This is a genomic window from Burkholderia sp. JPY481, from assembly GCF_038900515.1.
Taxonomy (GTDB): domain Bacteria; phylum Pseudomonadota; class Gammaproteobacteria; order Burkholderiales; family Burkholderiaceae; genus Paraburkholderia; species Paraburkholderia youngii.
The window spans coordinates 1-11141 of the sequence record NZ_JAYMRT010000013.1; the positions used below are offsets into that span (position 1 = coordinate 1).

8 protein-coding genes and 1 pseudogene are annotated in these 11141 nt (G+C 61.5%); 4 read left to right on the forward strand and 5 right to left on the reverse strand.

Annotation, left to right across the window (positions count from 1 at the left end; translation table 11 throughout):
- Positions 1 to 222 precede the first annotated feature (222 nt).
- The 4 genes and pseudogenes from tnpC to VSR82_RS26535 all read right to left on the reverse strand — a co-directional run.
- Positions 223 to 1743: pseudogene (gene tnpC, locus VSR82_RS26520) on the reverse strand (IS66 family transposase); the annotation flags it as partial.
- Between the two features lie 123 nt (positions 1744 to 1866).
- Positions 1867 to 2193, reverse strand: a complete 327-nt coding sequence (gene tnpB, locus VSR82_RS26525) for an IS66 family insertion sequence element accessory protein TnpB (protein ID WP_368586832.1) — start codon at positions 2191 to 2193, stop codon at positions 1867 to 1869.
- Between the two features lie 159 nt (positions 2194 to 2352).
- Positions 2353 to 2577: a transposase gene (locus tag VSR82_RS26530; protein ID WP_429457822.1), complete on the reverse strand. Its 225-nt coding sequence runs from the start codon at positions 2575 to 2577 to the stop codon at positions 2353 to 2355.
- A gap of 121 nt (positions 2578 to 2698) precedes the next feature.
- Positions 2699 to 3895: a M20 aminoacylase family protein gene (locus VSR82_RS26535; protein WP_410848663.1), complete on the reverse strand. Its 1197-nt coding sequence runs from the start codon at positions 3893 to 3895 to the stop codon at positions 2699 to 2701.
- Positions 3896 to 4082: 187 nt separating this feature from the next.
- On the opposite strand from VSR82_RS26535, the gene VSR82_RS26540 reads away from it, so the two are divergent.
- Positions 4083 to 6161 carry a molybdopterin-containing oxidoreductase family protein gene (locus tag VSR82_RS26540; protein ID WP_498858233.1) on the forward strand — a complete coding sequence of 693 codons (2079 nt, stop codon included), beginning with the start codon at positions 4083 to 4085 and terminating at the stop codon, positions 6159 to 6161.
- Positions 6162 to 6308: 147 nt separating this feature from the next.
- Positions 6309 to 7982: a long-chain fatty acid--CoA ligase gene (locus tag VSR82_RS26545; protein WP_429457824.1), complete on the forward strand. Its 1674-nt coding sequence runs from the start codon at positions 6309 to 6311 to the stop codon at positions 7980 to 7982.
- A 127-nt stretch (positions 7983 to 8109) separates the two neighbouring features.
- Here VSR82_RS26545 and VSR82_RS26550 read toward each other — a convergent pair whose 3' ends face one another.
- Positions 8110 to 9306: a porin gene (locus tag VSR82_RS26550; RefSeq protein WP_368586827.1), complete on the reverse strand. Its 1197-nt coding sequence runs from the start codon at positions 9304 to 9306 to the stop codon at positions 8110 to 8112.
- Positions 9307 to 9610: 304 nt separating this feature from the next.
- Here VSR82_RS26550 and coq7 point away from each other — a divergent pair, with 304 nt between their 5' ends.
- Both coq7 and mraZ read left to right on the forward strand, forming a co-directional pair.
- On the forward strand, positions 9611 to 10249 hold the full coding sequence (gene coq7, locus VSR82_RS26555) for a 2-polyprenyl-3-methyl-6-methoxy-1,4-benzoquinone monooxygenase (RefSeq protein ID WP_429457828.1): 639 nt from the start codon (positions 9611 to 9613) through the stop codon (positions 10247 to 10249).
- Between the two features lie 454 nt (positions 10250 to 10703).
- Positions 10704 to 11132 carry a division/cell wall cluster transcriptional repressor MraZ gene (gene mraZ / locus VSR82_RS26560; RefSeq protein ID WP_013090620.1) on the forward strand — a complete coding sequence of 143 codons (429 nt, stop codon included), beginning with the start codon at positions 10704 to 10706 and terminating at the stop codon, positions 11130 to 11132.
- Positions 11133 to 11141 lie beyond the last annotated feature (9 nt).

The window sequence follows — 11141 nt, forward strand, 5'->3', positions numbered from 1 at the left end:
CGTGAAACGACTCCACGCCGATGATAGTGCGGATTGCCCGTGTGAAAGTAGGTAATCGTCAGGCTCCCCCACAAGCCAGAAACCCCACCCCCAGCGGTGGGGTTTTTGCGTTTACGCGGCCGAAATCAACAAACAGCATTGAAGCAAGCGAAAAGTAAGCGTGGCCTCGGCGACGTCTTGACTGGAGACTGAGATCTTTAGGCCCGCGGTGCGGAGTTGATCGGCGACGACCCACGGTGCGAGTTCATCGATGCGGTTGATCGCATGCTCGGCGATGCGCGCGAGCACGAAGCGCAGATACGCCTCTGGATCGATGCCGTTGAGTTTTGCGGTGCCAATGAGGCTGTAGATCGCGGCGGCACGTTCGCCGCCGGAGTCTGCTCCAGCGAACAGATAGTTGCGTCGACCGATGGCCACCCCGCGTAGCGCGCGCTCGACTGGCAGGTTATCGATTTCGAGCTGGCCGTCATTGCAATAGCGTGTGAGCGCTTCCCACCGGTTCAGCGCATAGAGGATCGCCCGGCTCGTATCCGATTTGCGCGAGAGGGTCTCCAGCGCCGTTGTGAGCCACGCACGGACTCGATCGAGTAGCGGCCGCGCATGCTTCTGGCGATGCGCACGGCGCTGGTCGGGCGGCTTGCCCCTGATTGTTTCCTCAATCCTGTATAGCGCGCCGATACGCTCAAGCGCCTCGGTGTTCAACGCATTCGGGCGCGCTGCGTGCAGTTCATAGAACTGACGTCGGGCGTGCGCCCAACAGGCCGAATCCGTGACGCGCCCGGTTTCATAGATGGCCTGGTAGCCACCGTATGCATCGGCTTGCAGCGTGCCGTTGAATCATTCGAGATACTGTCGCGGTTGGATGCCCTTACGAGCCGGCGTATAGACGAACCACACCGCCGACGGCGTCGTGTCGGCCGATGCGCGGTCATCGCGCACGTAAACCCAAAGGCGACCGGTTTTCGTCTTGCCGTTGCCCGGTGCAAGCACCGGAACCGGCGTGTCGTCAGCGTGCAGTTTGGTCGCCGACATCACGTGTCGACGCAACGTTTCAACGAGCGGCTGCAGCAGCGTCGCCGCGTGACCGACCCACTTCGCAAGCAGCGAGCGATCAAGCTCGACGCCTTCTCGCGCGTACATGACCGACTGCCGGTAAAGCGGTACATGATCTGCGAACTTCGAGACCAGGACGTGGGCGAGCAGCCCTGGGCCGGCGACACCGCGTTCGATGGGCCGGCTCGGTGCAGGCGCCTGAGAGATGTGATCGCAACACACGCACGCAAACTTCGGGCGCACTTGACGGATGACCCGGAAGCTTGCCGGTACGTACTCGAGCTGTTCGGCAACGTCTTCGCCCAGCGGCTGCATCTCGCCACCGCACTCCGAGCACTTCCCGCCAGATTCAGGCAAGTAGGTTCGGAGCTAGCGCGGCAGATGTTTTGGCAGTGGCTTGCGAGGTGCCTGTTCCACAGCCGTGCGCGGCGCCTTCGGGATTTCGACTGGCGCCGCCCCTTCGTCGGCCTCAAGCTCTTCGAGGCGCAGCTCCAGTTGCTCGATCTGATGGTCCAGCTTCTCCGACTTGCGACCGAACTGCATACGGCGCAGCTTGACAATGAGCAGCTTCAGGTGTTCGACCTCGGCTGTGCGCGAGGCCAGTGCGGCTTGTTGCGAGTCGATCGTTTCCTGCAGTTTGAACACCTGCGCGTCGCGCTCGCGCAGCGCCGCCTCGTGGCTGAGCAGCATCGCCTTCAGCGTTTCGACATCGTCGGGAAGTGGGCTCGCGCGCGTCATGCGACCAGTTTGCGCGCGGGCCACGACGTTTACAACGCCGAGGTCGGTCGTGCAGTTCTCGTCGGTTGCCGCCAGTCAATGCCTTCGAGCAGCATCGACAAGTTGCGCCGGGCTCAGGCAGATAACGGCACCGTCGGCTTGAGGCCATACAAAGCGCCCCTTCTCGAGACGCTTCATCAGCAGGCACATGCCATCGCCACTCCACCACAGCACTTTGAGCAGGTCGCCGCGTTTGCCGCGAAACACGAAGACGTGTCCGCAGAACGGATCGCGTTTCAGCACGGTCTGCACCTTGGCGGCGAGACTGTTGAATCCGGCCCGCATGTCGGTGACTCCAGCGGCCAGCCACACTCGGGATCCGGACGGCAGGCCAACGGCGGACGGCAGCATCAGCAGGCTCATCGGGCAAGACCCCGCACAATCTTGATCAGGTTTGCGATGGGCGTGTCAGCGCTCAGGCGTAGCCGGACGTCACCGCATTCGACCTCGTAGGTGCCGGCGCTGTCCGGCGATGGGCTCGCCGGGCACTTCCAGTAAAGGCTCAGCTACGGCCACTGGTAGCTAGTTGAGTGCAGGCGCCTCTGGCAACGGCACGTCGGGCATGCCGAAATCGCCGTCAAGATAGTGACGACGCCATTTGAACAGCAGATTGGCGTTGATGTCGTGCTCGCGAGCGATGAGCGCGGCCGATGCGCCCGGCTTGAGCGTCGCCTCGACGATCTGCCGCTTGAACTCAACAGAAAAATTGGGTCGCTTGGACCGTTCGGATTGAGGAGAGCTGTCCACTGTTGCGTCCACCATTCGTTTGGTGGGCACCAAAGTAGCCAAACTCAACGACGAAATCTACACGGTAATGAAGACGCGCTTACAGCGAAAACCTCCACGCGCCTCAATGCTTCTCAACTCTCTACTTACCCTGCGCCAGAAATTTCTGCGCCAGTCGAACCCAATACGTCGACCCCACCGGCAATAGCTCGTCGTTAAAGTCATAACTCGCGTTGTGCAGCATGCAAGGGCCCGCGCCGTGGCCGGCTTCGCGGTGGCCGCCATCGCCGTTGCCCAAAAAAGCATAGCAACCCGGTTTCGCCAGCAGCATGAACGAGAAATCCTCGGCGCCCATCGTCGGTTCAACAGCGTCATCGACATTTTCCGCGCCAACGACCTCTTTCATGACCGACGCCGCAAAACGCGCTTCCTCGCCACTATTGATCGTAGGCGGGTAGTTCCGGTGGAATTGGATCTGAACGGAGCAATCGTATGCTTCGGCTGTACTTTGCGCGATCTTGCGCATGCGTGACTCGATCAGGTCGAGCGTTTCTGTCGTAAAGGTCCGCACGGTCCCCGCGATCCACGCGTCGTTCGGCACGACATTGACCGCATCGCCGGCATGTATTTGCGTAATCGACAATACCGCGGTATCCAGCGGCTTTTTGTTGCGCGTGATGATGCTTTGTAGTCCGCTGGCAATTTGCACCGCGGTAAAGACCGGGTCGCGACCATTGTGCGGAAGTGCCGCATGCGAGCCGACGCCCTTGATTTCGATGCGAAATTCATTGCTCGACGCCATGATGGGGCCTTCGGTCACGCCGAAGTGGCCTGCCGGCATGCCCGGCCAGTTGTGAATGCCGAACACGGCATCCACGGGAAATCTGGTGAACAGGCCGTCGTCGATCATCGCCTTCGCGCCGGCGCCCCCTTCTTCGGCCGGCTGGAAAATGAACACGATCGTCCCGTCGAAATCACCATGTTTGGCCAGGTAGTGCGCGGCACCGAGCAGCATCGCTGTATGTCCATCATGCCCGCACGCGTGCATCTTGCCGTCGTTCGTCGAACGATGATCGAAGCTGTTGAGTTCCTGGATCGGGAGCGCATCCATGTCGGCGCGCAAACCAATCGCGCGCGAGCCGTTCCCGCGCTTCAATACGCCGACCACGCCCGTCTTGCCCAAACCACGGTGAGTCTCGATGCCCCAGGACTCGAGCGAACGCGCGACGAGATCAGCGGTCACCGTCTCTTCGTAGCGCAGTTCCGGATGGGCATGGATGGTTCGTCGAAGGGTCTGGATTTCGCCGCGAGCGGCCTGAATTTCGGGGATGAGTTTCATGATGGAGTGATTATGCGTTTGTGCTCGACGAGCATGAGATCGCCGCGGACCGCGTCGGCCCGGGCACTGCGGATAATTCATTCTACGCCGAAGGCATTTTTGGCGGCACCACCCGGGTCGGCGGCCTATTGACGTAATAAAATTCCATTTTGCCCGATCGCTTTCTGCTTGCCAGGACACCTTGCCGATGAACGCCCCGACCGAATTCGCGCGCGCCGTGTGCCCGCACGATTGCCCCGACACCTGCGCGATGCGCGTGACCGTCGACAACGGACGGGCCATCAAGGTCGCCGGCGATCCCGACCATCCGCCGACTCAGGGCGTGCTGTGCACGAAGGTCAGCCGCTACGCGGAGCGCGTGTACCATCCGAACCGGTTGACGACGCCGATGAAGCGTGTCGGCCGCAAGGGCGAGGGCCGCTTCGCGCCGATCAGCTGGGACGAAGCATTGGACCTTGCCGCAAACCGCCTCGGCGAAATTGCCCGTCGCGCGCCGGAAGCGATTCTGCCGTACAGCTACGCTGGCACGATGGGCTTGGTGCAGGGCGACAGCATCGCGCAACGCTTCTTCCACAAGCTCGGCGCATCGCAGTTGGATCGAACGATTTGTGCGGCTGCCGGCGCAGCTGGCCTCAAATACACGTATGGCGGCGGCGTCGGTATGCACAGCGAGTTTTTCGCCGAAAGCGAAGTGATTCTGATCTGGGGCGCCAATCCGATCGCATCGAATCTGCATTTCTGGACGCGCGCGCAGGAAGCCAAGCGTCGCGGCGCCCGGCTGATCGCAATCGATCCGTATCGCTCGCTGACCGCGGAGAAATGCCACCAGCACATCGCGCTGAAGCCCGGAACCGACGGGGCTCTCGCGCTCGGCATCATGAACGTGCTGATCACCGAGGATCTGCTCGACCACGAATACATCGCGGCGCACACGCTGGGCTTCGCTGACTTGAAGCTGCGCGCGCTCAGCTATCCACTGTCACGCGTTAGGGAAATTTGTGACGTCAAAGAGGAAGAAATTGCCGATCTTGCGCGACTTTACGCCAGCACGAAGAAAGCCGCGATCCGCTTGAACTACGGTCTGCAGCGGGTGCGCGGCGGCGGCAATGCGGTGCGCGCGATCGCGTGTTTGCCGTCGCTGACCGGCGCATGGCGCGAGCGCGCGGGCGGGGCGCTGTTGTCGTCGAGCGGTTGGGCGCCGGTCGACTCACACGCGTTGCAGCGTCCCGACCTGATGCCGGGCTGGCCGTCGAAGCCGAGCCGCGTGATCAATATGAATGCGATCGGCGACGCGTTGCTGCACCCGGGCGACGCGACGTTCGGCCCCAAAGTCGAAGCGATCGTCGTCTACAACTCGAATCCGGTCGCGGTCGCGCCAGACTCCGAACGCGTCGCGGCTGGCTTTGCGCGCGAGGATCTTTTCACGATCGTGCTCGAGCATTTCCAGACCGACACCGCGGATTACGCCGATCTGCTGCTGCCCGCCACGACCCAGCTCGAACATCTCGACGTGCACAAGTCATACGGCCACACGCACGTGATGGTCAACCTGCCCGCGATCGCGCCGTTTGGCGACGCACGCCCGAATACCGAGATCTTCCGCGGCCTCGCGCGCCGCATGGGCCTGACGGAACCGTCACTCTTCGACAGCGACGAAGCCGTAGCGCAAGCCGCATTTCGCTGGGAAGACAAGACGCTGGACGGTGTCGACTGGCCGCTGCTGAAGCAAGCCGGCTGGGCCCGTCTCAATCTACCGGACGCGCCATTTGCCGGCGGCGGCTTTCGCACACCGTCCGGCAAGTGCGAGTTCTACAGCGAGCGCCTTGCGCAACAGGGCCTCGACCCGCTGCCGGACTATCTGCCACCCTACGAATCGGCCGACGGCTCGCCCGAACTGGCGGCCCGCTATCCGCTCGCGATGATTTCGCCTCCAGCGCGCAACTTCCTGAACAGCACCTTCGTGAACATCGAGAGTCTGCGCGCTACCGAGGGCGAGCCCCATCTCGACATCCACCCTGCGGACGCGCGCGCGCGCGGCATCGGCGACGGCGATCAGGTGCGCATCTTCAACGACCGCGGCTCGATGCAGGCGCGCGCCCGCGTGACCGACCGGGCGCGCGAAGGCCTGGTCGTCGGGTTGTCGATCTGGTGGAAGAAGCTCGCGCCGGACGGCCGTAACGCCAACCAGTTGACGAGCCAGGCACTCACCGATCTCGGCGGTTCCGCGACGTTTTACGACTGTCTCGTCGAAGTCGAGCGGGCCTGAAAGCCGCACCGCACCTTGAAGCCGACGGCGAGCCTCGCAAGTTCGAGGCTGCCGTCTAACCCCATCGCTTTGACCATTGGCGGCAATATGCCCATGCTACGATGCGTTTTTAGCACGATCATTCGAAAATAATTCAGGAGACGCTGCATGGAGAAAATCTGGCTGAAGTCTTATCCGCCCGGCGTTCCCGCAGAGATCGACCCGACACGCTATTCGTCGGTGGCCGAGTTGCTCGAGGAAGCCTTTCGCGAACACCGCGCGAAGCCGGCGTTCGTGTGCATGAGCAAGCAGATCAGCTACGGTGAACTCGACCAGCTCTCGCGCCATCTTGCGGCGTGGCTGCAGTCGAAAGGGCTCGCGCGCGGCGCGCGTGTCGCGATCATGATGCCGAACGTGCTGCAATATCCGGTCGCAATCGCCGCGATTCTGCGCGCGGGCTATGTGGTCGTGAATGTGAATCCGCTGTACACGCCGCGCGAACTCGAACACCAACTGAAGGACAGCGGCGCTGAGGCGATCATCCTGCTCGAAAATTTCGCGGGGACCTTGCAGGCAATCGTGCGCAATACGCCGGTCAAGCATGTGGTCGTCGCGGCGATGGGCGACCTGATGGGGATCAAAGGCCCGCTCGTGAACTTCGTGGTGCGCAAGGTCAAGAAGATGGTGCCGGCGTGGAGCCTGCCCGGACACGTTAAGTTCAACGACGCGGTCTCGGAGGGCGCGCGCCTGACGTTCAAGCCGGTCCAGCAGGGGCCTGACGATATCGCGTTTCTGCAATACACCGGCGGCACCACCGGCGTGGCCAAGGGCGCGACGCTGCTGCACCGGAACCTGATCGCGAACGTGCTGCAGTCGGAGGTCTGGCTCAATCCGGTGCGCGCGAACCGCACCGATATCGACCAGTTCATTACGGTCGTTGCTCTGCCGCTGTATCACGTGTTCGCGCTGACCGTGTGCGGGCTGCTGACGATCCGCACCGGCGGTCTCGGCGTGCTGATCCCGAATCCGCGCGATATCCCTGGCATGATCAAGTCGCTCGAGGGTTATGCGATCACGACGATTCCCGCCGTCAACACGCTGTACAACGCGATGTTGAACAGCCCCGATTTCCACAAGCTCGACTTCTCGAAGCTGCTGACCGCGAACGCCGGCGGCATGGCGGTGCAGGAGGCGGTCGCGAAGCGCTGGTTCGAGCGGACGCGCACGCCGATCGTCGAAGGCTATGGGCTGTCGGAAACGTCGCCGTGCGTGACCTGCAACCCCGTCACCGTCACTGAATACAGCGGCACGATCGGCCTGCCGCTGCCGTCGACCGAGATCTCGATTCGCGACGACTCAGGCAACGAATTGGCGCCCGGCCAGGCAGGCGAGATCTGCATCCGCGGCCCGCAGCTGATGGCGGGCTACTGGAACCGTCCCGACGAAACCGCCAAGGTGATGACGGCCGACGGCTTCTTTAAATCCGGTGACGTCGGCATCATGAGCGCGGACGGCTTCGTGAAGATCGTCGATCGCAAGAAGGACATGATTCTGGTGTCCGGCTTCAACGTATATCCGAATGAAGTCGAGGACGTCGTCGCAAAGCTGCCGGGCGTGTTCGAAGTCGCGGCGGTCGGCGTGCCCGATCAGCATTCGGGTGAGGCCGTGAAGCTGTTCGTCGTGAAGAAGGACCCGTCGCTGACCGACGAACAGATCTTCGCGTACTGCAAAACGCAACTGACCGGCTACAAGCGGCCCAAGGTCGTCGAATTCCGCACCGAGCTGCCGAAGAGCAACGTCGGCAAGATCCTGCGCCGCGAGTTGCGCGACGGCAGGGCTTAAGCGAGCGAAGAACAGAAAAGCCCGGCGCACGAAAGTGCGCCGGGCTTTTTCGTTGCGCCTACAAAACCCGCGCATAAAAAAAGGCGCCCGAAGGCGCCTTTGAGGCAAACTGCTTTTTTACGACTTATTAGAACTTGTGGCGAATACCAACACGAGCCGTGAACTGGTTGTTGGTCGACGAACCGGTCAGGCCGTTGATGCCTGCCGTTGCTGCGACCACCTGGCCCGTTGCGTTGACCGTGTCGCCCAGAGCGTGCTGATACACGCCGACCAGGTACACGTCGGTACGCTTGGACAGGAAGTAATCCACGCCCAGTGCGCCCTGATGGTACTGAGCACGCGAGTGGCCTTCGATCTGTTCGCCGCGCGTGTAGTCATACGCTGCGCCGACCAGCAGTGCCGGGGTCAACTGGTACTTGAAGTTGATTTCGCCGTTGTTGAACGTAGCCTTCTGACCAGTGAACGGCGACGTGAAGGTCTTGCCCAGGTTGCCGAACTGGATGTTCGAATACGTCAGGCCGATGGTTGCCGCGCCGAACGTGTACGCACCGCCTGCGCCGACGACCTGATACGTGTTAGCCGATGCGAAGCCAGCGTAAATCGGGCTCGTGACTGCGAAGTTAGCCGGAGTAGTACCCACGGCCGGTGTGTTCGTTGCGATCGTGCCGCCGTTGTTGAACAGACCACCCGATGCTGCAGGCGTACGTGCGTTCAGGTAACCAACGCCCAATGCCAGCGGGCCATTGTTATAGCCAGCACCCAACGACCAGATCTGGTTGTGCGTGAAGTCACCAGCGACGCCGCCGAAGCTATACGTGCCGCCGAACGTCAGGCCGTTGTAGTTCGCGCTCGTGTACTTGATCGTGTTGTTGGTGCGATATGCGTTGTTGAAGTTGTCGATATCGCCCGGGTGAGCGGCGATGTAACCGCCCCACTGATCGCCCGATTCGAACGGACCCACGTAGTCGACGACGGAGTCGTACTGACGACCCAGCGTGACCGTGCCGAAGGTGCTCGACAGACCGACGTATGCCTGACGACCGAACATCAGGCCGCCTTGCCCGAGCTTGCCGTTGGTCACGTCAAAGCCGTTTTCCAGAACGAACAGCGCCTTCAGACCGCCGCCCAGATCTTCCGTGCCACGCAGGCCGAAACGCGAGCCTTGCAGGACGCCGCTAGACATGTCGTACTTGTGAAAGCCACCAGCATTGGTATTCATGTTGATACCAACGTCAACGATGCCGTACAGGGTCACGCTGCTCTGCGCATGAGCGACGCCTGCGAATGCGCCCAGTGCTGCGAGAGCGAGAAGCGACTTTTTCATCGAATGATCTCCAAGGATTACGAATCTTTTGTTCAAGGCGAAATATTTAGTTGGTGCTAAGGCCTTGCTTGTCCAACTTCGCGAGAAGTTGCCACGTAATGTAACAAAAGGCATACATGGGACAAAGAAAAAGGAGGCGCTCCGGACGGCCGCTGTTTCGTTTACGCAACATGGTCTAGAATCCGAAATTAACCGCCCATTTCATGCGAATTGAGGCCTGTCGGATCGCGGCTTTCGCGTCGCAAGGCCTTGTCCCACGGACCTTCCGGAACGATGCGGCGGTTGTCGAATCAGGGAGCGCTTTATGTTGCTGGACGAGTTGATTGGCGAGTTTGATCGGGGTTTACGCTCACTGACGGGGGTCTCGCGGATGAGCCGCCCGCTGCCGCTTCCGAAGGTTTCCGCGGCGACGGCCGAGGCGCCCGAACTCTCGCCCGCGGAGCGCGCGCATGCAGCTGGTTTGATGCGGGTGAACCACGTCGGCGAAGTGTGCGCGCAGGCGCTTTACCAGGCGCAGAAACTCGCTACCGACTCGCCTTCATTGCGCGCGATGTTCGATCACGCCGCATCGGAAGAAGAGGATCATCTGGCGTGGACCGCCAAACGCCTCGAGGCGCTCGACTCGCGTCCGAGTCTGCTCAATCCGCTGTGGTACACCGGCGCACTTGCGATCGGGCTCGCCGCGGGACGTCTAGGCGATCGCGTGAGCCTCGGCTTCATGGCCGAAACGGAGCGCCAGGTCGAGCAGCATCTCGACAGTCATCTCGATCAGCTGCCCGCCGCGGACCACGAGTCGCGCGCGATCGTCGAGCAGATGCGCGCCGATGAAGTGCAGCACGGCAAGGCCGCGATGGACGCGGGTGGCATCGAGTTGCCGTTTCCGGCGCGTGCGTTGATGCGCGCGATGTCGAAGGTGATGACGCGCACCGCCTACTACATATGAGCGTTTCGGCTTTGCTTCGTCGACCGCCGCACCGCACGTATCGCATCGAGCATCGCTGAACGCATTAATCGCAAGTGGCACGGCGCCGCGCGCGCCGTTCGTCATTCGTCCCCGCAGCGTCGTCCTTTTCCTTTCAGAATCCCTTAACGATCTCTTTCAATCCGCGCTGTTTCCCCGCACTGTTCACGTATCACCTTCACAAGTTGCACTAGCCCATTCATTTATAATGGTTTTCCGTTTTATACGGGACGTGAAGGAGTCGCGCTAAGTCCTTGTTCTAACAAACAAAATCCGCCCGAAAAGCGGGCCGCTCCCTTGACCCGTGTGTAGCGTTCCTCTAAAGTGGGAGACAGTGTGAGAAAGTGTATTTTTGTGTGTTCTCGGCATCACTTTCAGGTAGATTTTCACGGACCGGGCGGGCGGCGCAAACAGCACCGCAATAGGGGAGAGCGAAGTGTTCCAAGGGGCGTCGGCGCTGACGCTCGATGCGAAAGGGCGGATGTCGATCCCCTCTCGTTATCGGGATGCGCTGCAAACACAGGCAGAGGGCCGGGTGACGATCACCAAGCACCCGGACGGCTGCCTGTTGCTCTTTCCGCGCCCCGAATGGGAAATCTTCCGTGACAAGGTCGACAAGCTGCCCATGAACGCAGCCTGGTGGAAACGCATTTTTCTCGGCAATGCAATGGATGTGGATATGGACGGCGCAGGCCGTGTGCTCGTGTCGCCGGAGTTGCGCGCGGCTGGCTCGCTGGAGAAGGAAGTGACGCTGCTCGGCATGGGCCGTCATTTCGAGCTGTGGGATGCACAGATCTACGCCGCGAAGGAACAGGCGGCGATCGCCGAGGGCATGCCCGACGCGTTGAAAGACTTCACGTTCTGATCGCGGCTT